Origin of the sequence: Bacteroides sp. L008, from assembly GCF_040812255.1 — a bacterium.
Classification (GTDB): Bacteria; Bacteroidota; Bacteroidia; order Bacteroidales; family Bacteroidaceae; genus Bacteroides; species Bacteroides vicugnae.
In genome coordinates, this window is record NZ_JBFNXO010000001.1 from 30,623 (window position 1) to 52,887 (window position 22,265).

Here is a 22,265-nt window from a genome sequence, read left to right on the forward strand (position 1 = left end):
ACTTTTTCATACTTCTGTTGTTTTAGGTTATCACACATTAGAATTTACTATTTAGAAATTAAACATCTAAGATAATGCGGTAATAACAAAAGAGGTAGGGGTTGGTTCTCGAAATTGGCACAAGATAATTGAAGACAGGCCGGAAAGGTATATATCCGGTTCATCGCTTTTAGCGTCCGGAGCGATGCGGGTATGAATCCGATTGTTTATCGTTGGGTCAGATACACCGATCCATCCAGATTCTTGTACTTTGCGTCTTTGTAGATCTCTTCCAGCCATGCGGCATATTTTTGGATTACCGCATTCGATTCTTCAGACAGGTTCGCTCCTAAAATGCCGCTCCCCAATACGCCCGGGTTGCTCTCTGCGATGTCTTCCTTTATCATCTTCAGGGTCAGTTCTACTCCTGTCGCGTTTCTGATACCCGCTTCCGGTAAGCTTTGGGCGATTAATTCCTCCAGATGCCGTTTATCCTTCAACGTCATGTAGCCGTACCAAAGGAAACACCGCATCCCTGCCTTGGCCGCTTCTATGAACACATCCAGATAAGTACGGCCGTTTCTGCCGGGTTTGTCTATCTCGTAAGGATCGATGTGGAGGAACGACGATGCGGGGAGGGAAGAAAGCAGTTCAAGAGTCCCCTCGATGGAATCACGATTGAACAAGTTTATGCATTCTTTCAATTCCTTTGTGCCGGCATACTGGCTTACGTTCTCCAAGGGTTCCGATTCGATATCGAAGAAAATATAGCGTGCCGTATCCCCTAAGATATTCATTGCCAGTCCGGGTGAGCCGATGTAGCGGTTTGCCTGCATTGCTTCGCTCTCCTGCTGATAATAGAAAGATCGGCGGAGCGCTTCTTGGGGGTGATAATATTCAGTACGCTCGGGTATACATTCTTTTTCTGCGGCTTCGGCTCTCTTCAGAAAGTGGTAGATGCCGTACTCCTGTTCGGGCGTTCTTTCCAAGGCGTATTGCGCGCAGGCAGCATTGGTTTCTACGTAGACCTGCGGCTTTTCGATGCGTAGCAGTTCACACAAAAGGAGATGTTTCAGCACATCCGCCTGCTTTCCGAAGTGTGTATAAGTCATGTCTTTCTCGTTAAGAGGTTATTCATAAGTTCGGTTGCAATATTCGTTAAATGTGGGGAGAAATGCAAGCCTTTGGCCGTTTATTCGTTTTATAAGCGTATTTTTGCAGGGATTAAAAAAAAGAGAGACATGCAGGAGATAAAAGTGATCGCATTCGATGCGGACGATACGTTATGGGACAACCAGGTGTTTTACGACGAGGTGGAGAGTGAGTTCTGCCGGTTGCTGAGTGAATATGGAACGGCGGAAGAGGTCTCCTCCCGCCTGTTCGACATAGAGATGGAGAATATGGATATCTATAAATATGGCGCTAAGCCGTTTACCCTTTCGATGGTGGAGGCAGCCGTGACGATCAGCCGCAACCGGGTGCCGGCCGAAGTGATCGGACGCATTGTGGAGATGGGGAAAGAGCTGTTGGAGATGCCCATCCGGCTGCTCGGCGGGGTGACGGAAGCGCTCGAAACCTTGAAAGACGATTATAAACTGGTCGTGGCAACCAAAGGCGATCTGCTCGATCAGGAACGGAAGCTACAGCGTTCGGGCATTGCCCATTACTTTGACCATACGGAGATTATGACCGACAAAGCGCCGGAGGATTATCAGCGGTTGATCTCTTCACTGGACGTCGCTCCGCAATCCTTCCTGATGGTGGGCAATTCGTTGAAATCGGATGTGCTCCCGGTTCTGTCATTGGGTGGGCAGGCCATTCACGTACCGGCTGAGGCGATGTGGAAACACGAGGAGATTCATCCGTCGGGGAAGGAGTATCTGATGATCCGTTCGTTGGCGGAATTGCCGGAGGTGCTGAGGGGATGAACTTCCCCCTCAATGCGAAACCATCTTCAGCCCGATTATTGAACTGATCAGCATCACTATAAAGAAGAGCCTCCAAAAACTGGCGGGTTCCCTGAACACAAGGATACCTACGAGCACCGTACCCACAGCGCCTATCCCTGTCCACACGGCATAAGCTGTGCCGATGGGCAGATTCTGGGTGGCTTTCACCAGTAGTAGCATACTTATAAAAGTTGCGATCAGGAATCCGGTGAACCACAGGTACATTTCCGTTCCGGTTGTTTCTTTCACTTTCCCCATGCAGAAAGTGAACAGCACCTCAAAGCATCCGGCAATCGTTAGGATAATCCAATTCATATCGTTTGTTTTTTGATGGCAAAGATCGCTAATAATCGGGAAGAAACGCTTAACAATTGATAAAAAAAGACTTAACCGTGCTACGCCGTAGATGAAACAAGGATCTGTTGTGTTGTTCAATTGATATTTTTATGTCTCGTTTGTGGCCGGCGTTACATTCTGTGGACGAGATAAAAGTTCTCGCCTCTTCGTTCATAGAATACCGGGTAGATGCCTACAATTCGGGCTATGGTTTTGAGGTGCTTTCTATATATTGGTTCACGATCTGCTTGGTATGCTCTATCAGTTCGGTTCCGCCATAGTCGCCATGTCCGGGCACGACGTAGCGGGCCGAGGGGAACTTGGCTTTTACCTTATCGAGAGTTTTCGGCCATGCCGTCACGTCTGCGTCCGAGATGTTGCCGATGCTTGTCGCCTGGTTGTCTTTAAGCATACATCCGCCAAAAAGGATATTCTCTGTCGGCAGCCAAACCACGATATTGTCGGTCGCATGCCCGCCTCCTAAATAATAGCATTGGAGAGGCATGCCGTCCAAGCTGACGGTCAGTGAATCGGTGAATCCATGTTCCGGTACGGGCAACCCTTTTTCCTTGGCGAGGTCTATCGTCATCTGGTTCGCGTATGATTGGACACCTTTCCTTTGCAGGTAACCCAGTCCGCCAATACAATCGCCGTGCCAGTGGTTCGGGATAAACGTGGTGACTTTGGCATGCAAAGAGTCTGTCACCCAGTTGACCAGCATTTCCGTTTGTGCGTCATTGATCGGTGTGTCCAGCAACGCTGCCTGGTGGTTGTTGATAACAATCATCCCGTTGGAAGGTACCATACCCCATCCTTCGATTTCGGCGAGGGATACATAAGTGTACACTTTGTCCGAGAGTTGGGTGATACTGATGTCATCGGATATTTTTACGCTTTTCTGTGCCATAACTGCGACAGGGAAAAGCATGGAGATAAGGATAAATACTGTTTTCATTTTATTCTTTTATATGCTGTATTCAAACTAACATTTATATCTTCCTTAATTCCGCAACACTTTGATTTAACTTTATTTATAAGTTCCTGAGCAACAAAAAGTTGCTCAGGATTTTGCCATGTCAGATTTTTCACTTATCTTAGTGTTGCAATTCAAAACGAGCGTAAATCGTAACAAGACATGGCAAAGGTACAAATAAAATCTGAAAAACTCACACCTTTTGGAGGAATTTTTTCAATCATGGAGCAATTTGACTCCATGCTTTCACCTATTATCGACCAGACACTTGGTCAGAGATGCCGCAGTATCATCGGATACCAGTACAGCGAAATTATTCGTTCTCTGATGAGCGTATACTTCTGTGGCGGTTCATGCGTGGAGGATGTAACATCGCATCTGATGCGTCATCTCTCGTATCATCCGACCTTGCGCACATGCAGCTCTGATACCATCCTCAGAGCCATCAAGGAACTAACACAGGAAAACATCTCATATACTTCCGATAAGGGCAAGACCTATGATTTCAATACGGCAGACAAGCTCAACGCCTTGCTTATAAAAGCCTTGGTTTCCACCGGTGAACTGAATGAGGTGGAATCTTATGATGTTGATTTCGACCATCAGTTCCTTGAAACAGAGAAGTATGATGCAAAACCGACATACAAGAAGTTCCTCGGCTACAGACCTGGCGTATATGTCATCGGTGACATGATTGTCTATGTTGAGAACAGCGATGGCAACACAAATGTGCGCTTTTATCAGGCTGAGACCCACAAGAGATTCTTTGCCCTACTGGAAGCCAACAGCATCCGTGTGAATCGCTTCAGAGCCGACTGTGGTTCGTGCTCGAAGGAAATTGTCAGTGAGATAGAGAAGCATTGCACGCACTTCTACATCCGCGCCAACAGATGCAGTTCGCTCTACGATGACTTGTTTTCACTGAGGGGATGGAAGACGGAGGAAATCAACGGCATCCAGTTTGAACTCAATTCCATTCTTGTTGAGAAATGGGAAGGCAAGTGCTATCGTCTTGTCATTCAGAGACAAAAGCGCATGGATGGAGAGCTTGACTTGTGGGAAGGTGAATACACCTACAGATGCATTCTTACCAACGATTATGACTCATCAACAAGAGACATCGTCGAATTTTACAACAAGCGTGGGGGCAAAGAGCGTATATTCGATGATATGAACAACGGATTCGGCTGGAACAGGCTCCCCAAGTCGTTCATGTCAGAGAACACCGTATTCCTTCTGCTTACGGCATTGATACACAATTTCTATAAGACCATCATTAGCAAGCTTGACACCAAGGCTTTCGGGCTCAAGGAAACGAGTCGCATAAAGGCTTTTGTCTTCAGCTTCATCTCCGTACCTGCCAAGTGGATCATGACAGCAAGGCAATACGTGCTGAATATCTATACTGAAAACCGGGCTTATGCAAGACCTTTCAAAACTGGATTCGGATAAAGTCCGTTCCTTATGGTTTTAATCTGCGTATTGCCTCAAGTCGCATTGTGGGGTAAGGGGAAGGTATGCACAAATCGGACAAAATTCACGCTCATACTATCATGATGCATAGTGTTCAAGCTCTTTACTGCAATTGAGATTGCCATTGAGATTGCTTGCGGATTTTAGGATCTTATGGTTGTTTTTCCGATGGTGGGAAAGTTTGGTAATGATACTTCTTTTTATAAGTTCGTGTGCCGTCTGGATACTGTTTCTTTTTCTTTCTTTTATGATCTCTAAGCATTATCCGGCCACAGCCGCAAGCCCCTCTATATCTCCTTTCATAATGGCAGGTAGGGCTTGGCGGATCTTCTCAACTTCCCAGTCCCACCATCGTAAGCTTTGCAATCGGAGGATGGTCTCCCGGTCGAAACGCGGACGTATTTCTTTTGCCGGAGTACCGCCTACAATTGTATAAGGAGGCACGTCTTTGGTTACGACTGCCCGGGAAGCGATGATGGCTCCGTCGCCGATGTGTACGCCTGCCATGATGACGGCTTCATAACCGATCCAGACATCGTTGCCGATGACGATGTCCCCCTTGTTGTCCCAGGCGGAAGCGACATCTTTCTTGTCCAAATCCCACTCTTCGAAAAAGAGGGGGAAGGTGTAGCCCGACAATGATTTCAGACTGTGGTTAGCACTGTTGAAAAGGAACTTAGCTCCACAGGCGATGGAACAAAACTTGCCGATTATCAGGCGGTCTCCGTTGATCGGGTAGTGATACAGCACATTGTTCTTTTCGAACAGGGTAGGGTCGTTGACAAAATCGTTATATATGGTATAGTCCCCAACCGTGATGTTAGGATTCCGGATGACCGTATTCAGATAGATCGTTTGGGAGTCATTGGTACGTGGATAAGTTTTTGCGTTCATGATTTTAGTTCTGATTTATATTCCATAGGTGTAAACCGGATGCCGTTCTCGGTTTTCTCTCCGGTGACGGCGGTGAAGCCCAGACTGCGATAAATCCCGACGGCGTAGGGAGAAGAGTTGACGGTAATCGTCTCTGCGTGCCCGCTTCGTATCGCAGTCTCGAACAGCCGCTTGCCGATGCCTCGCTGCTGATACGTTTTGCGCACAAAAAAGAGGGAAATGTGACTGCCGGAACTGCGGAGAGCGATCATTCCCGCAAGTATGTTGCCATCGAAGGCACCGTATACTTCCATTTCTCCCACCATTTCTGTGTTGTCGATAAAACTTCGGAAATGATCTGTCCCTTCCTGCGGATAGTCCGGTCCTTCAAATTCGATAAATACTTCCCAGGCAAGGTCCATCGCCATCCTTTTTTCCGATTGCGTTAACTTTTTGATTTCCATTTCATTTGTGCTTTGTAAAGTCAAGGTGCAACAAAAGTACAAATAAATCTGTGATTCGAAGGAACTTCTTTACTTTTGTGCCGTACAACCACGGCTCTTTCATTTACCCCGCCTTCCTCTCATACAAAAAATACGCTTCGATCTTCCATCTTCCACCTTTTAGAATGCATATCGTTGATTGTAAGATGTATAGATTGGTGGAAGATGCGGTTTTTATGCCATTTATCTTCCACCCCCATCTTCCATCTTCCACCCGCTGTTTTAGGGAACATTTTAGTATTAACTATTTGGAAAACAAATGGATATATCCAATTTCTTATCCGTTTATCTCTCTAAGAGCATTTCATTTCCCTTACTTTCTTTAGTGCAAATGGTCGGATCTTTATCTCAGCCCGGGTATGCGGGCTCATCGGCCTGGGTATGCGGGCTCATCAACCCGGGCATGTGGACTCATCAGCCCGGGTATGCGGGCTGGGATAAAGAGTTGTATGACAATGGTTAATCTACTATACTTCTCCGGTAATAGCCGGTCGGATTCTTTCTTAAAAAAGAAACAACGAAGCACTGCTTCCGCATCGCTGTGTGCGAATGGAGGGTTTTGTGGGGGGGGACAAGGGAGGAAGGCGGTTGTTAAATGAAAGGGCCGTGCCGTACAACAAGAATACATCCATAAAACAAACCCTGCTCCCCGCACAAAGGATATGAAAGAAGAAATAAGAAAGTTACTTGCCGGAAAAATACTTATGGTAAAACCAAGCGGGAATATGATACGGTGGATTGTAACCGATGCCGGACCATTTGTCCCATGCGACTGTTAAAAGATCCACCAGAGCAGGAGTGCCAGTACTGCCAACACAGCCAGAAAGATCAGTGTGGAGCGGAGATAGTATTGCGTTTCCGCCTTTTCTTTTTCCCGGGTGGCTTTTTCTATCTTTTCCAGCTCCTCAACAGTAATATTCGGATTCTGAAGCGTTCCTTTCCGGTACATTTTACCTTGGAGGTCCTTCATCCGTTCCCGGCGCAAAGTAAGCAGATCCCTGTTTTCCTTATTGCGCCTGATCATATCAAAAACAAATCCCGAGAAGCTCATATACAGCAGTTTTTATTAGTGAATTAGCATTACGAATACAAAAATAGAAAATAATTCGGGATTCTCTTTGCTTATTCGTAACCTATTGCTTTTTAGCCCTTTTAAAATTTTACTGTCTTTTTTAAATCTTGCTGTCTTTTTAAGGATTGGCTGTCTTTTAGCCCTATTACCTTTTTAATTTAAGCTCTCTTGCTTTTTAAATCTCCTGCTTCTACTGCTTATCATTCTTTAATACCCAAATCTCTGTTGTCTCCTGTCATTTCTCCGCCCATTCCAGAATGGTCGGACTCTTTACATTCACCCCGAACAGGTGTGCTTTGGCGAGAATATTCCGTGCCAATTGCGCTTTATATTCTTCGGGTGCATACCTGAAATAAGTTTCTGCCGCACGTACATGCGCAGCGTCATGGATAGGAAACTCCCTCAACTCAGGAATACCGAACTCAGAAGTATCTAACTCTTTACGTTCATTGCTCGTCAGCTTATCGGACGGCTTTCGGATGAAATCGGACATAATAATAAGGATTTGATGTTAAACTTAAAGATAGTAACAAAAAAGAGAGGATTATGATTACATAGAAGTCGGGATTTGCGGTTAATTTACTATGTCTGCAACCGTTAACTCTGAAAATCACTATCTTTGCGGTTCTTTATTAGACTTCATTATGGACAAAGCGAAAAAGATCAGATACGTTTTCTCTGCCTTCATGGTTATTCTGATGGTAGGCCTGGCGGAATGGGCAGGGGAGAAAGAAATTATTTTTCCGGAGATGGCAGCACTCACTATAGGGATGTGGGTGATTGATAAGAGAGTTTGGAAAGTCAGGCGTTGGCAAATAATATGGATGATGACGGCAGGAGCGGTTGCAGGAGTTTGTATCGTGCGTTATTCTCCTTTGCCGTTGCTCTGCAATTTATGTATGGCTTTTACCTTTGCTGCCTGTTGCCTGATGTTCAGCCGGACCACATTGATCCCATTGATTTCGGCTTGCATGCTGCCTGTGTTGCTGCATACTGAGACATGGATCTATCCGACAGCCGTATTTTTCCTTACCGTGATTCTTGTCAGCGGGCAGAGACTTATGGAAAAAGCTGGTTTGCGTAAAGAAACCAATTATGCCGTACCGGAGCGTGAGTGGAAAAAAGAGAGTTGTCGTTGGGGAGCTTTGCTGTTTTTTGTTTCTCTGGTCGCTGCCTTTTCGCTTTTCTGCGGATATGCTTATTTCATTATTCCTCCGTTGATTGTCACCTTTACCGAGATTGTCAATTCCAAAGCGGGCTTCAGAAACCGTCCCATGCAGGTGTTTCTGTTTTTGGTGACCGGAGCCAGTCTGGGTACTGCCTTTCAGATCGTCGGACACTCTTATTTGCATTTGCCCGAAACAATTGTCGCCTTGTCTGTTATCTGTTGTTTGTTTGCCATCTTCGAATGGACCGGAAAGTATTTTGCCCCTGCCGGTGCGTTGGCACTGATACCGTTGATTATCCCACAGGAGGGAATACGTTGGTTACCTTTGCAGGCTGCCATAGGTGCCGCTTTGTTTATTACTATTGGCATGCTTGTCTTTCAGCAGTGTTATAAATGGAGCAAGGCTCAGTTAGTGTTTTGCTTTACACCTACCCTGTTGCGGAGGTATCTGAACCGTAGAAGGAAGGAATGATGGGGGTATTGCAGGCCCGGTACGGACCATTATCGCCCCATCTTGTCACGGCGGCAAGCCAGCATTTCGGCAAAACGACGCATATGCTGGTGGTTAGTGCCGCAGCAGCCCCCGCAGATTTTTAACGGGAAATCCCACAAAAGTGTCATCAGCCTGTCTGCCAGTTCTTCCGGCGGAGAGGAAATCAGATGCTCACACCCGTTCAGTTCTTCCGGACTAAGGTTGGCCGCATTGGCCTGGATACCTTGGAAGCGCTGACGCACCAGAGGAGTGTCATTCCGGGGATGGAGCAATGCCTGATGCAGGATATCGGGGTGTATACAGTTGGCCATATAACATAGAGGCCGGGTGGAAGTCTCTTTTTCGATAGCATCAATGGCGTCATGGATAAAGGTTCCGTCTATCAGGCGTCCGTCACGGCATACCATAAAACTGATAATATAAGGTAACCCGGTTGCCGCCATGGCATTGGCCATTCCGATGGCTTCTGTCAGCTGAGGCATGATGCCGGCAAACAGATAGTCTACTCCTGCCTCCGCCATCGTGCGGACTGCCGGAAAATGAAATTCCATCGCTTCTTCAACGGACAGGCAATAACGGCCGTCGTACGCGTCGCCGCGGCATCCGGCTAACCCACCGATGTAAACCGGAATGGAAGTTCCGGTGCGGAACCTGGAAAGGAAAGATACGTTATCTGCCAATACATTCTTATGCCGGTAGTCCGATTCTGCGATTTGTTCCATATTGGCTCTGCGGGTAGGAGTCATCAGCATCAGCGGCAGGCGGAAGTCTGCGGCAATTTGCAGATACTGGCGATAGATTTCCGCCAGTGTCTCACGGTAAGAGTCATTGTAAATCAGTGCGGCATGGACGATATGTTTGTCCAACGGGATCTGGAATTCGTGACGCAAACGTTCTACAATAGCGCCTTCGGTGAGAATGAAAGGAGAAGTCCGGAATGATTCTACAAAAGATAGCTGATCCATAAGAATGACTTTAGAAGTTTTACTTTACATCCGGAGACAAATATAGGATTAATCAGCTCATTCCGGTTATCTGTTCCTGCTGTGTTCACATCCTTTTGTAATCTTTCAGAAAAACAAGAGACTCGGCTTTATTTATAGTCCTTTATAAACCCTTCCATCAACCATTTGGCAAGTGCCTGCCGATTGGAAGGGATCACCAGACGACGCTGGTCGAGAGTATTCTGGATGTTGCCCAGCTCAACGAATACAGAGGCGGGTGTGGTGTGTGCCAGAACATACAGGTTGCGTCCGCTTACGGTGCCCGAGAAGCCACGGTTGGGCTGGTGCTTGCCGTATTTGGATTCGAAAGTTGCTTTCATATTCCTGGCGAGACGTTTGCTTTCGGCCTTGCGGTTGGAGTGATAGAAGAAGACGTCGGTTTGGGTGCCTTTGCTGCGGCTGTCTACATGGATGAAGATGGCCCGGCAGTACTTGAATTTCTTGCGATCCTTCCGGTAGAGGGTGTTGATTTTATCGCAACGCTGCTGAAGGCGTTGTACCTGGTTCAGAGGGATGGGAGAGCCCATGCAGGTTTCCCGTTTGCTGTTGGACAGGTAGGCCTCGTCGCGGATACCGTCTTTGGCATCCTGAATGATGATGCGTACCTCGGCACCTTCCTGCATCAGGTTGCGTGCCAGGCGCAGGGCGATGTCATAGGCATATTCGTCTTCGTGAAGTTCGTGTTTACCAACACGGCCTATGGCACCGGGGTCGGGGCCGCCGTGTCCGCTGACCACATAGAAACAGGCACCGGCAAGGCGGTCGGAGGTTACCTTGACGTTAGCCAGCCATTTTCCGAACAGCGGTTCGTTGACTTCCGTACGTTTGGGCCGGCGTGCAGACCCCGTTTCGGATGCTTTCTCAGGAGTGGTGTCCGATGCCTTTTTGACGGGAGGAATCAGATAAGTGACACCCATCTTCAGAGTTCTGCTTTTGCCTAATCGGGTTTTGTTGAGTTCGATAAAGTCATCATAATATTTCTTTGGAGCACGGTTGTGGCGCAGGAGGAAGGAAGAGATTCCCTCACCGGATTTAGGAGTGGCTTTCTGCTGTGCCCATAAAGCAGGGGCAGTAAATAAGGAACAGAAGAACAGGAGAAGACAGAGTTTCCTTTTCATATTGCTACGTATAAAAGATGCAGGCTTGGCTGCTGTACCTAATTGTTTGACTTCTATGGTGAATTTTTGCTTTTTCGCCCGCAAAGATAGCCTTTTAAACCAATAATTTTCTCTACTTTTGCGTCGATATAACTTTTTTAAGGCAATATAATCGTAAACTCAATAACATTATGGCAAAACAATTCAAGCCCGAAACCCTGTGTGTACAAGCAGGATGGACTCCGAAAAAGGGCGAGCCGCGCGTGCTGCCCATCTATCAAAGTACTACTTTTAAATACGAAACCAGTGAGCAGATGGCCCGTCTGTTCGATCTTGAAGAGAGCGGTTACTTTTATACCCGCCTGCAAAATCCGACGAACGATGCCGTAGCTGCCAAGATTGCCGCCCTTGAAGGAGGTGTGGGAGCCATGCTGACTTCCAGCGGCCAGGCTGCCAATTTCTATGCCATATTCAATATCTGCCAGGCAGGCGATCACTTCGTCTGTTCGTCGGCCATCTATGGCGGAACGTTCAACCTCTTTGGGGTGACAATGAAAAAACTGGGCATCGACGTCACATTCGTCAGCCCCGATGCCGATGAAGAAGAGATTTCGGCTGCTTTCCGCCCGAACACGAAAGCGCTGTTTGGTGAGACAATCTCCAATCCGTCGCTCGAAGTGCTCGACATTGAGAAGTTTGCCCGCATTGCCCACAGCCACGGAGTGCCCCTGATCGTTGATAATACCTTCCCGACACCGATCAACTGCCGTCCGTTCGAATGGGGAGCGGATATCGTGGTGCACTCTACCACCAAGTATATGGACGGGCACGCCACCAGCGTAGGCGGCTGTATCGTGGACAGCGGAAACTTTGATTGGGAAGCCCATGCCGATAAGTTCCCGGGACTTTGCACACCGGATGAATCGTATCACGGACTGACTTATACAAAGGCTTTCGGCAAGGGTGCCTACATGACCAAGGCAACCGCTCAACTGATGCGTGACCTGGGCAGTATACAGAGTCCGCAGAATGCTTTCTTGCTGAATTTGGGTCTGGAGACGCTGCACCTGCGTATGCCTCAGCACTGCGGCAATGCACAGAAGGTGGCCGAATACCTTGCACAGAACGATAAGGTGGCTTGGGTGAACTATTGCGGTCTTCCGGGTAATAAATACTACGAACTGGCGCAGAAGTACATGCCGAATGGTTCTTGCGGCGTGATCTCTTTCGGGTTGAAAGGCGGACGCGAGTTGTCCATCAAGTTCATGGACTCGTTGAAACTGGCCGCCATCGTCACCCATGTGGCCGATGCGCGTACCTGCGTGCTCCATCCCGCCAGCCATACGCACCGGCAGCTGACAGACGAGCAGTTGATCGAAGCCGGTGTCCGTCCGGACCTGATCCGTCTGTCCGTAGGAATCGAAAATGCGGATGACATTATAGCGGATATCGAACAGGCACTGAACGCATAACCCCCTTCCCTCGTCTTTTTTTACATCCTGTTTTATCTCTGTCCGATGAAGCAGGATGTTTTGTTTCTTCTTCTCTTTCCTTTTTACTGCTTCCTCACTTTCTTTATCGGGTCTTTACAAACATTCTTATCTCGGGACAACGGTACTGAGATGAAAATGTTTGCAAAGGGAGTATAAAGAAAAGAGGGTTACCATAAAATGGCACAGAGTAGCACAGAGTGGATGTCAAGTCGTTGGTTATCGGCTTGACTCCCTCTGTGTTACTCTGTGGTGAGTTCCGCTTCTTAACTCCTCTCTCTTCCTCCCCCCAATGCCTGATACAAGGTGATGACCCCCTGGATTTCAGTAAACCGGTTGGCCACTTGCGAGAGTTGCGCATTGAGCAACGTCTGCTGTGCGGTGAGCACTTCCAGATAAGTCGTGTTGCCATGCTTCATCAGCAGTTGTGTGCTGCGGGCGGCGTTTTCGAGGGAAGCCACCTGCTTCTCGAAGTAGTTTGCCTTGTCCCGTGCCGTCTGATATTGCACCAGGGCATTGTTGACCTCGCTTCCGGCGTTGAGCAACGTCTGTTCGAAGCTGAGGCGTGCCTCCTCCTGTTGCGCTTTGGCTATGCGGAGCTGGGCGATGTTCGCTCCCCGGTTGAACAAAGGCTGCGTCAGCGAGGCCACGGCGGTGGCAAGGAACTTGCCCGGGTTGACGATCATCGCACCTGCCGAGTTTGTCCAGCCGGCGCTGCCGCTCAGCGTGATCGAGGGGTAGAAGGCGGAACGGGCGGCGTTGGTAGTGTAGAATGCCTGTGCCAACGCCTGTTCGGCACTGCGCACGTCGGGGCGGTTGGCAAGCATCTGCAAGGGCACGCCCACCGAAAGGTTCTCCGGCAGGCGCTGCTCGGCGAGGCGTCCGCGGGGAAGGGTGCGGGGGACGTCGGCAAGGAGGAGCGAAAGGGCGTTCTCCACCTGGTTGAGCTGTTCGCGCAGGTCGAGCAGGGTGGTACATATATTGTAGTATGTGGCCTCAGTCTGCGAGAGGGCGGCTTCGGTCACCATTCCGGCAGCTTTCATGGCGCGGGTGGTGGCGACGCTCTCTTTCCAGGCGGCTTCGGTGGCGGTGGAGATCTCGATCTGGGCGTCGAGCATCAGCAACGTATAGTAGTTGTTGGCGACGGCGGCAATCAGTTGCGTCTGTACCGCCTGTTCATAATCACGGCTCTGCGCCACGACAGCTTGTGCACGCCGCTTGGCGTTCGTCAGCCGGCCGAAGATGTCGATCTCCCAACTGGCGCTGACGGGCAGTGAGTAGGTTTGCGAGGCTTTCCCGCCGTCGAAGCTGCTGGCCGTTCCCTGCGGAGAGAGGGAGAAGGCGGGCAGATAGGAGAGTCGGGCGGAGAGCAAGGTGGCTTCGGCCTCTTTCACGCGGAGGTGGGCCGTACGCAGGTCGGTGTTGCGCACGAGGGCGGTGTCGATCAGCGTGCGGAGGCAAGGATCGGTGAAGACCTCCTGCCAGGGGAGGCTGCCGAGGTTGGAGGCGGAGTCGGAAGGATTCGCGCCTTCTTGGCCGTAAAGGCCGTCGGGAACCTCGGTAGCGGGTTTGTATTTGGAGTAAATGCCGCAACTGCTGAGTGCCAGCGTGGCGGCAAGGGATATGATTAACTTTTTCATGATTGCTTGTTTTATGGGAGCCTCCCTCCCCCGGTTCCTCCAGTGAAAGAGGAGGGGAGGGGGCTGCTAATGATAAATAGGGTTGAACGGGGGAAGAACTCTTTTCACCGCAGAGTAACACAGAGTATCACAGAGTGATATGGAGTGGTACGGAGTCATACAGAGCGATACGAAGTAAAGTATCGCGGAGTAGTACAGAGTATCACCGGGTAGAGTATCACCGGGTGAATCTTGCTCTTTTGATCATTCATACCAATAACCTGTCTTCCTCTGTGTCACTCTGTGTTCCTCTGTGGTGAAAAGAACCCTTTATTCCTTCAAAGCCCCTCCTTTCGCTTCCTTCTTTTCCCGGTCGCTCACTGCGATCTCTTCCTCGATCTGCCAGTCGTGCGTCGGTTCGGCCTGTACCGGACGAATGCGTTCCTGCAACCACTGGAAAGCGATGAAGAGCGACGGCACGATGAACAGCAGTGCCAGCGTGCCGATGACCATACCGCCCACGGCGCCCGTTCCCAACGAACGGTTACCGTTTGCGCCTACGCCACTCGCCACCATCAGCGGGAACAACCCGAAGATCATCGTCAGTGCCGTCATCAATATCGGGCGCAAACGGGCTTTTGCGGCGCTCAGCGCGGAGGCTATCAGCCCCATGCCCGCTTTGCGGCGTTCGGCGGCATACTCGGTGAGCAGGATCGCCGTTTTGGCAAGCAGGCCGATCAGCATGATCAGTCCCGTTTGCAGGTAGATGTTGTTCTCCAGACCGAACAGGCGGGCGAAGAGGAACGAACCCATCAGTCCGCACGGCACGCTCAGGAGCACCGCGAAGGGGATCAGGAAGCTCTCGTAGAGCGCGCTCAGAATCAGGTAGATCATCAGGAAGCAGATGCCGAAGATGATCGCCGTCGTGCCGCTCTGCTCCGTCTCCTCACGGGTGATGCCTCCGTAGTCGTAGCCGTAGCCCTTGGGCAGGGCGGTGGAGGCTGTCTCCTGTACGGCACGGATGGCGTCACCCGTACTGTAACCGTCGGCCGGCATGGCGTTCACGGCGATGGAGTTGTACATGTTGAAGCGGCTCAGCGACTCGGCTCCGTAGGTGCGGGTCAGCGTCACGAACTGGCTCAGAGGCGCCATCTCGCCGTTCGACATCCGCACGAAGGTGTTGCCCAGCGAAGCTTCGTCGAGGCGGTATTGCGGGTCGGATTGGATCATCACCTTATATACTTTCGAGAAGCGGTTGAAGTTGGACACGTACTGCCCGCCGTAGTAGCCCGAGAGGGTGCTCAACACCTGGTCGGGGGTGATGCCCGAGCGCTTGTATTTCGACGGATCTATCTCAACCAGCCATTGCGGGTAGCGGACGTCGAACGTGGAGTAGGCCATGGCGATCTCCGGACGCTGGTTCAGCGCGCCCAGATACTGCTGCGTGGTCTGGAAGAAGGTGTTCACGTCGCCTCCCGTCTTGTCCTGCATGTGCAGTTCGAGGGCGTTACCCATACCGTATCCGGGGATCATTCCCGGTGAGATGGCAAATACGGTGGCGTCCTTGATGTCGCCCGTCCGTCCGTATACCTGGCCGATGACCGACTGCACGTTGTCTTCCTTTCCGGGGCGTTCGTCCCACGGTTTCAGTTTCAGGATCAACATACCGAACGAGCTTCCCTGGCCCGCCAGCAGTCCGTAGCCCGCCACTTTCTGCACGTGTTCCACTTGCGGGATCTGTTCCATGCGCTGCTCGATGCGCTTCATCACCTCGTCCGTCGTGCGCAGCGAACTGCCGGCGGCGGTGCTGACGTTGACAAACACTACGCCCTGGTCTTCGTCGGGCACGAGGCTGGTCTTCGTCGTATTCATCAGCACCACCAGCAGGGCGATACTTGCCACGAGGAGTCCGCCCGTCAGCCAACGGTGCTTGATGAAGAAGAGCACGATGCCCTTGTAACGGTCTATCACCACGTCGAACGCCGCGTTGAACGCTTTGCGGAAGCGGGCGGCGAAGTTCTGCTTCTGCGTGCCGTCCTCGTTGATGTACGGTTTCAGCAGCAGCGCGCAGAGGGCGGGGCTCAGTGTCAGGGCGTTCACGGCGGAGATGCCTACCGCTACGGCCATCGTCAGTCCGAACTGCGTGTAGAACGTCCCCGATGTGCCGGACATGAACGATACGGGGATGAACACCGCCATGAATACCAGCGACGAGGTGATGACGGCGTTCGAAATGCCTTTCATGGCGTCGATGCTCGCCATGTAGGACGATTTGTAGCCCACGTCGAACCGTGCCTGCACGGCCTCGACCACCACGATGGCGTCGTCCACCACCGTACCGATGACCAGTACCAGCGCGAACAGCGTGATCAGGTTGATACTGAATCCCGCCATCGCCATGAAGGCGAACGTACCGACGAGCGACACGATGATGCCCACCAGCGGGATCAGTGTCGAGCGGATGTCCTGCAAGAAGATGTATACGACGAGGATCACGAGCAGGATGGCTTCGAGCAGCGTCTTCACCACCTCGTGGATGGAGGCGTAGAGGAAGTCGTTGCTGGACATCAGTTGCGTCAGTTCCACTCCACGGGGGAGGTCTTTGCGCGCCTCTTCAAGGAAGTCGTTGATGCGGTTGTTCACCTCCGTAGCGTTGGAGCCTGCAGTCTGGAAGAGCATGCACGAGATACCGTTGTGCCCGTCCGTCGTTCCGCTGTAGGCGTAGCTTTCCTGTCCTAACTCGATGGTGGCGATGTCCTTCAGTTTCAGCACCTGCCCGTCGTCGGTGGAGCGGATCACGATCTCGCCGAACTCCTCCGGGGTGATGCGGCGGCCTTTGTACTTCATGGTGTATTGGTACGTCTCGTCGGAGTTCTCGCCGAACGATCCGGTGGCAGACTCGATGTTCTGTTCCGCCAGCACCGCCGAAACGTCCGAAGGGATCAGGCGGTATTGCGCCATCACGTCCGGTTTCATCCAGATGCGCAGGCTGTAGTCGCCTCCCATGATCATCATGTCGCCCACGCCCGAGATGCGGAGAATCTCCGGCTTGAGGTTGATACTGATGTAGTTGGCCAGGAAAGCCTCGTCGTAAGAGTCGTCCGGGCTGTGGAGCGAGAACATTTGCAGGATACTCGTCTGCCGCTTCGAGGTGGTGACACCCACCTGGTTCACCTCCGAGGGGAGCTGTCCCGTGGCTTTGGAGACCCGGTTCTGCACGTTCACCGCCGCCATGTCCGGGTCGGTTCCCTGTTTAAAGTAGACAGTGATGGAGACCGTTCCGGCGTTGGTGGCGCTGGAGGTCATATACGTCATGTCCTCCACTCCGTTGATGGCCTCTTCGAGCGGGGCGATGACACTCTTTTGCAACGTCTCCGCGCTGGCTCCGAAGTAGCTGGTGGAGACCATGATGGTTGGCGGGGCGATATCCGGGTATTGTTCGACGGGCAACGTAAACAGCCCGATGATCCCGACCACGACGATGGTGATGGAGATAACGGCCGATAGGACGGGCCGTTCGATGAATGTTCGTAAGTTCATAATTATAGGGTTATATGTTTCCTTTGTGCCACTCTGTAGTGAGCCTTGTTCTTTGTTTTATTGCATACGATGAGCGTTCACCGTTCCTCGTTCACCGCTTTGATCTCCGTTCCTTCCCGGAGCAGTCCGACGCCTTCGGCCACGATCACGTCACCGGTCTGTAGCCCGCTCTCCACGATGTACTCCTGTCCGCCGTTGACGCGCGTCACCTGTACCGGAGCCGATTGCGCCTTGCCGTCCACTACCTTATATACAAATACCTTGTCCTGTACTTCGAATGTGGCCGCTTGCGGAATCACCAGCGCTCCCGTCTTCTCCGTCGGCACGATCACGTTTCCGGCGCCGCCGCTATGCAGCAGCCCTTCCCGGTTGGGAAACACCGCCCGCAGGCTCACCGTTCCCGTCGTGCGGTCTATCACCCCGCTGATCGTCTCGATCCGTCCCGCCTGCGGATAGTCCGAACGGTCGTTCAGTTGCAGGCCGATTTCCGGCATCTGTTTCAAGGCTTCCTCCTTCGATCCGTAACGGCGGATCAGTCCTAAGAGCTGGTTCTCCGTCATTGAGAAGTAGACGTACATGTCCGAGTTGTCCGAAACGGTAGTCAGCGGTTCCGGCAGGCTGGCGCTCACCAGTGCTCCCACCCGGTAGGGCAGCGTGCCCACTACTCCGTCCGCCGGACTCTTCACCAGCGTATACGATAAGTTGTTGCGTGCGTTCACCTCCTGTGCCTTCATCTGCGCCAGTTGCGCCTGCGCTGCCAGGAGGGAGTTCTTTGCCGTGCTCATGTCGAAGGCGGACACTACGTTCTGCCTGTACAATTCCTGCTTGCTGTCATACGTCAGTTGTGCTGTGGCCAGCGACGCCTTTGCCGCCTCCACGTTTGCCAGGGCAGTCTGCAAGGCAGCTTCGTAAGGCACTTGGTCGATGACGAACAGCGACTGTCCCCGTTTCACCCGTTCCCCCTCGCTGACACACACCTGCGTCAGCGTGCCGCCTACCTGCGGATAGATCTCGATGTCTTGTCGTCCGCGTATCGTTGCCGAATACGTACTCGATAGCGTCCGGTCGGCAGGCGCGAGGGTCATCACTTTGTATCCCGACTCCACGTTTGCCTGCGGTGCTTGCTTGCATCCCCCGACGGCCAGACAGCAGGCCAGTATCACGGCCTGTTTCACTTTACTTACCTTTTCAATCATAGTTCCTATTTAATTTTGTCGCGGCAAAGGTAGAGCGTTTTCCCCTTCGGCAGCTTTTCATACCCGCCCCACTATTGTTCATAATCGGAACAACTTTTCGCCTAATTCACTAAAAAGACCTACCTTTGCAGGCGAAATAAAGAACACGATATGGAAAAAAGTAATCTGCTCACTCTCACTCTCGACCAGCCCTTCGTGGCAGGAACCGACGACTTCGCCCCTTTCTACAACCGGTTGCACAAGCTCAACTGTGCCATCATTCTCTACTGCCGCAGCGGTCATGCCACGCTTGCCATCGACCTGAAGAAATACGAGATCACCCCCAATACCCAGGTTGTCCTCCTGCCCGGCTCCGTCATCACCCTTGAAGAGAAGAGCGAAGACCTGCAGATCTCCTTTTTCGCCTCCCACATCGAGATGTTCCGTGAAGCCTGCATCCGCTTCGAACCCTCCTTCTTCCGCTTCCTCAAGGAGAAGCCCTGCTATACGCTCCCTCCCGAATTTACCGCCCCCATCAATGGTCTTCTGCACGCCACCGGCGCCATCTTCGCCGACACCGACCACCGCTTCCGCAACCAGATAGCCCGCAACCACCTGCAAAGCTTCCTGCTCGATGTATACGACAAAGTGCACCGCCTTTTCACCCATAAAGAGATCGAAGGCGGCAACCGTCCGAACGAGCTTTTTCATAAGTTCGTCACCTTGGTGCACGAGCATTGTTGTTCGCAGCGCGACGTTGTGTTCTACGCTGACCGTCTCTGCATTTCTACCAAATACCTGACGAGCATCTGCCGCTCCCTTATGGGCGGCTCAGCCAAAAAAGTGATTGATGATTTCACGGCCTTGGAGATCAAAGTCCTCCTCCAGTCCACCGATCTCAGTATCCAGGAGATAGCCGACCGCCTGAGCTTCCCCGACCAATCTTATCTTGGCCGGTATTTCAAACGTCACGAAGGGGTTTCGCCGATGGAGTACAGGGCGAGGTTGGCGGGTATAAAATAGGAGTTCTCTGGGAAATGCGTAGTTGCGACATCCGTCCCGGTAATCTTGATAATCAGCAGATTGTATTTACCTATATTTTTCTTTCAATGTAAAACCGTTTACCCCGGCACGTAAAGCCATTTACCCCGGCACGTAAAACCGTTTACCCCGGCACGTAAAACCATTTACCCCGGCACGTAAAACCGGTTATCCCGGCACGTAAATGAAGTCGGCATTTAAGGTAACAGATGTCCCCCTGTAGGATGCGTATCCAAACGACGCATTCTCCGGATGGAACCGAAGTATCCGGTTCTTGTGTGTGATTGAATAAAAACAGGAAAGGCGGTTGCTTATGTATACCAGATCTCGTTATACACAGGCCTTGTCCGGCTTTCTGCCGGAGTCGCCTTCCATGCCTGTGAAGAGGTATCTCCACATCCTTTTTCAATTGGCGACTGTTCCAACAGAGTCGATTCCAGAACAACTTTTCTGCCCGGTGTGCTGTTGATAATGACTTCGGAATGACTGAAACTGAAATTCCGTGTAGTTTTCATTCCGGAGAATGCTTTCATTTCTTGTGACATAAGCGGTAGTTATTTATAGTATGGTAATGAATAACACCGGAGGTACAAAAGTGTTTGCTAAATGGCGTTGTTTTCTGTTAATTTAAAAGCAGGGATGCCGGTTTCGGATTAAATCTATAAGGAAAGCATGACGTAGTCCGGTTTGTATTACCTTTGCCGGTGAACTAAAGAAATCAGGCTATGTCTGTATTGTCAGAACCTTTGGGCATATCCGATGCCGCCTTGCAGCAATATGCCGACCAACTCCGGAAAGAGGGACATACGTTTGAGACTTATCAATAATATCCGTGCCTGAATGGACGGACGGCAGAAGAATAGGATGCTGTGAAGGGATAATTGAAAAAAATACCCCTGTCCCTGTCACATAATTAAAAAGAAAGATGTAATTTTGCATGCCAAAAAACAACTTATCTTATGGCAGTTTACGTAGAAGAAGTATCAAGAACTTTCGGTGAATATTTACTTATTCCCGGTCTTACCACCAAACAGTGTGTACCTTCCAATGTATCTTTACGCACCCCGCTGGTGAAACATGCGGCAGGCACACAAGCAGCAATCGAATTGAACATTCCTTTCGTTTCGGCAATCATGCAGTCGGTTTCCGGTCCCGAACTGGCTATCGAGCTGGCACGCAACGGAGGACTCTCGTTTATCTTCGGCTCGCAACCCATCGCCAGTCAGGCGGAAATGGTGCGGAAAGTGAAGAAATTTAAAGCCGGTTTCGTGACCAGTGACTCGAACCTGACACCGGAACATACGTTGGATGATGTACTTCGCCTGCTTCGTCAGACCGGACACTCTACCATCGGAATCACGGATGACGGCACACCGAACGGACATCTTCTGGGATTGGTAACCAGCCGCGACTATCGCCTTTCCAGAGATCCGCTGGACAAAAAGATCAAAGACTTCATGACCCCTTTCGACAAGCTGATTGTAGGCGAAGTGGGACTGACACTGAGCGAAGCGAACCAGATTATCTGGGACCACAAACTCAACACTCTTCCCATCATCGACAAGGACGGCCGTCTGGCTTATTTCGTTTTCCGCAAAGATTACGACAGCCACAAGGAAAACCCTAACGAGGTGTCAAGCCCCGATAAGAAATTGCTGGTGGGTGCCGGTATCAATACCCGTGACTATCAGGAACGTGTACCTGCTCTGGTAGAAGCAGGAGTGGATGTGCTTTGCATCGATTCTTCGGACGGCTATTCGGAATGGCAATATGAGACTCTGCAATGGATCAAGCAGCAGTATGGGGATAAAGTACTGGTAGGTGCCGGTAACGTGGTAGATAAAGAAGGCTTCCTCTATCTGGCGGAAGCCGGTGCGGACTTCGTGAAAGTGGGCATTGGCGGTGGATCTATCTGCATCACCCGTGAACAGAAAGGTATCGGACGCGGACAGGCGACTGCCTTGCAGGACGTGGCTCGTGCCCGTGACGAATATCAGGCACGCACAGGCATCTATGTGCCTATTTGCAGCGACGGCGGACTGGTGCACGACTATCATATGGTGCTTGCCCTTGCCATGGGGGCCGATTTCCTGATGATGGGCCGTTACTTTGCCCGTTTCGACGAATCGCCTACAAAGAAGCTCTGCATCAAGAACAATTATGTGAAAGAGTACTGGGGAGAAGGTTCGAACCGTGCCCAGAACTGGCAGCGCTATGATATGGGCGGAACGGAATCTTTGAAGTTCGAAGAGGGAGTCGATAGTTACGTGCCTTATGCCGGTAAGATGAAAGATAATCTGGCTGCCACACTGAGCAAGATCAAAGCTACGATGTGCAGTTGCGGTGCCGTTACCATTCCCGATTTGCAGCAAAACGCCAAGATTACATTGGTTTCGTCTACCAGTATCGTAGAAGGCGGGGCACACGACGTGATTCTGAAGGAAAAAGGATAATAAACTTTTCACTATCCGCACACAGGC

Annotated in this window: 19 protein-coding genes; 6 read left to right on the top strand and 13 right to left on the bottom strand. The window is 51.0% G+C overall.

Features of this window, described 5'->3' with window-relative positions; all coding sequences use genetic code 11:
• Nucleotides 1–206 precede the first annotated feature (206 nt).
• Nucleotides 207–1,091, bottom strand: a complete 885-nt coding sequence (locus tag AB3G73_RS00120; RefSeq protein WP_234069155.1) for a hypothetical protein — start codon at nt 1,089–1,091, stop codon at nt 207–209.
• A gap of 129 nt (nt 1,092–1,220) precedes the next feature.
• On the opposite strand from AB3G73_RS00120, the gene AB3G73_RS00125 reads away from it, so the two are divergent.
• Complete coding sequence (locus tag AB3G73_RS00125; protein ID WP_015083751.1) at nt 1,221–1,907, top strand: HAD family hydrolase; 687 nt, start codon at nt 1,221–1,223, stop codon at nt 1,905–1,907.
• Between the two features lie 9 nt (nt 1,908–1,916).
• Here the strand turns inward: AB3G73_RS00125 and AB3G73_RS00130 are convergent, their stop codons facing one another.
• Both AB3G73_RS00130 and AB3G73_RS00135 read right to left on the bottom strand, forming a co-directional pair.
• Nucleotides 1,917–2,243, bottom strand: coding sequence for a multidrug efflux SMR transporter (locus AB3G73_RS00130; RefSeq protein ID WP_005780971.1), 327 nt, complete (start codon nt 2,241–2,243; stop codon nt 1,917–1,919).
• A 226-nt stretch (nt 2,244–2,469) separates the two neighbouring features.
• Entirely contained in the window at nt 2,470–3,219 is a 750-nt protein-coding gene (locus AB3G73_RS00135; protein ID WP_005808062.1) for a subclass B1 metallo-beta-lactamase CfiA/CcrA, read from the bottom strand.
• Between the two features lie 180 nt (nt 3,220–3,399).
• Between AB3G73_RS00135 and AB3G73_RS00140 the strand changes: the two genes are divergently transcribed.
• On the top strand, nt 3,400–4,689 hold the full coding sequence (locus tag AB3G73_RS00140; protein ID WP_350011512.1) for an IS1380-like element IS614 family transposase: 1,290 nt from the start codon (nt 3,400–3,402) through the stop codon (nt 4,687–4,689).
• Nucleotides 4,690–4,971: 282 nt separating this feature from the next.
• Here AB3G73_RS00140 and AB3G73_RS00145 read toward each other — a convergent pair whose 3' ends face one another.
• The 4 genes from AB3G73_RS00145 to AB3G73_RS00160 form a co-directional block, all read right to left on the bottom strand.
• Nucleotides 4,972–5,604, bottom strand: coding sequence for a CatB-related O-acetyltransferase (locus AB3G73_RS00145; RefSeq protein WP_005808058.1), 633 nt, complete (start codon nt 5,602–5,604; stop codon nt 4,972–4,974).
• Nucleotides 5,601–6,047, bottom strand: coding sequence for a GNAT family N-acetyltransferase (locus AB3G73_RS00150; protein WP_234078306.1), 447 nt, complete (start codon nt 6,045–6,047; stop codon nt 5,601–5,603). The genes AB3G73_RS00145 and AB3G73_RS00150 overlap by 4 nt, the downstream gene beginning before the upstream one ends.
• Nucleotides 6,048–6,861: 814 nt before the next feature.
• Entirely contained in the window at nt 6,862–7,137 is a 276-nt protein-coding gene (locus AB3G73_RS00155) for a hypothetical protein (protein ID WP_005780965.1), read from the bottom strand.
• Between the two features lie 256 nt (nt 7,138–7,393).
• The gene (locus AB3G73_RS00160) at nt 7,394–7,651 is read right to left on the bottom strand and encodes a hypothetical protein (protein WP_032539509.1); all 258 of its coding nucleotides are present in this window, start codon (nt 7,649–7,651) and stop codon (nt 7,394–7,396) included.
• 151 nt (nt 7,652–7,802) lie between these two features.
• Between AB3G73_RS00160 and AB3G73_RS00165 the strand changes: the two genes are divergently transcribed.
• Nucleotides 7,803–8,798 carry a hypothetical protein gene (locus tag AB3G73_RS00165; RefSeq protein ID WP_044300690.1) on the top strand — a complete coding sequence of 332 codons (996 nt, stop codon included), beginning with the start codon at nt 7,803–7,805 and terminating at the stop codon, nt 8,796–8,798.
• A 29-nt stretch (nt 8,799–8,827) separates the two neighbouring features.
• Here AB3G73_RS00165 and AB3G73_RS00170 read toward each other — a convergent pair whose 3' ends face one another.
• Together AB3G73_RS00170 and AB3G73_RS00175 are read right to left on the bottom strand one after the other, a co-directional pair.
• A complete protein-coding gene (locus AB3G73_RS00170) occupies nt 8,828–9,784 on the bottom strand; it encodes a homocysteine S-methyltransferase family protein (RefSeq protein WP_217737013.1) in 957 nt (318 codons plus the stop codon).
• Nucleotides 9,785–9,912: 128 nt separating this feature from the next.
• Nucleotides 9,913–10,941 (bottom strand): N-acetylmuramoyl-L-alanine amidase, encoded by a 1,029-nt coding sequence (locus tag AB3G73_RS00175; protein ID WP_032531657.1) that lies wholly within the window; start codon nt 10,939–10,941, stop codon nt 9,913–9,915.
• 170 nt (nt 10,942–11,111) lie between these two features.
• Here AB3G73_RS00175 and AB3G73_RS00180 point away from each other — a divergent pair, with 170 nt between their 5' ends.
• A complete protein-coding gene (locus AB3G73_RS00180; protein WP_005782776.1) occupies nt 11,112–12,392 on the top strand; it encodes an O-acetylhomoserine aminocarboxypropyltransferase/cysteine synthase family protein in 1,281 nt (426 codons plus the stop codon).
• Between the two features lie 284 nt (nt 12,393–12,676).
• Here the strand turns inward: AB3G73_RS00180 and AB3G73_RS00185 are convergent, their stop codons facing one another.
• The 3 genes from AB3G73_RS00185 to AB3G73_RS00195 all read right to left on the bottom strand — a co-directional run bounded on the left by AB3G73_RS00185 (nt 12,677) and on the right by AB3G73_RS00195 (nt 18,765).
• Nucleotides 12,677–14,050 (bottom strand): TolC family protein, encoded by a 1,374-nt coding sequence (locus tag AB3G73_RS00185; RefSeq protein WP_032543200.1) that lies wholly within the window; start codon nt 14,048–14,050, stop codon nt 12,677–12,679.
• A 309-nt stretch (nt 14,051–14,359) separates the two neighbouring features.
• Nucleotides 14,360–17,569 (bottom strand): efflux RND transporter permease subunit, encoded by a 3,210-nt coding sequence (locus AB3G73_RS00190; protein WP_234069151.1) that lies wholly within the window; start codon nt 17,567–17,569, stop codon nt 14,360–14,362.
• Between the two features lie 77 nt (nt 17,570–17,646).
• Complete coding sequence (locus tag AB3G73_RS00195) at nt 17,647–18,765, bottom strand: efflux RND transporter periplasmic adaptor subunit (RefSeq protein ID WP_005782767.1); 1,119 nt, start codon at nt 18,763–18,765, stop codon at nt 17,647–17,649.
• Between the two features lie 150 nt (nt 18,766–18,915).
• On the opposite strand from AB3G73_RS00195, the gene AB3G73_RS00200 reads away from it, so the two are divergent.
• The gene (locus tag AB3G73_RS00200) at nt 18,916–19,767 is read left to right on the top strand and encodes a helix-turn-helix domain-containing protein (protein WP_005808028.1); all 852 of its coding nucleotides are present in this window, start codon (nt 18,916–18,918) and stop codon (nt 19,765–19,767) included.
• Between the two features lie 329 nt (nt 19,768–20,096).
• Here AB3G73_RS00200 and AB3G73_RS00205 read toward each other — a convergent pair whose 3' ends face one another.
• Nucleotides 20,097–20,330 (bottom strand): hypothetical protein, encoded by a 234-nt coding sequence (locus tag AB3G73_RS00205; RefSeq protein ID WP_022011580.1) that lies wholly within the window; start codon nt 20,328–20,330, stop codon nt 20,097–20,099.
• A gap of 414 nt (nt 20,331–20,744) precedes the next feature.
• Here AB3G73_RS00205 and AB3G73_RS00210 point away from each other — a divergent pair, with 414 nt between their 5' ends.
• On the top strand, nt 20,745–22,238 hold the full coding sequence (locus AB3G73_RS00210) for an IMP dehydrogenase (RefSeq protein WP_022011579.1): 1,494 nt from the start codon (nt 20,745–20,747) through the stop codon (nt 22,236–22,238).
• The last annotated feature ends 27 nt before the right edge of the window (nt 22,239–22,265 follow it).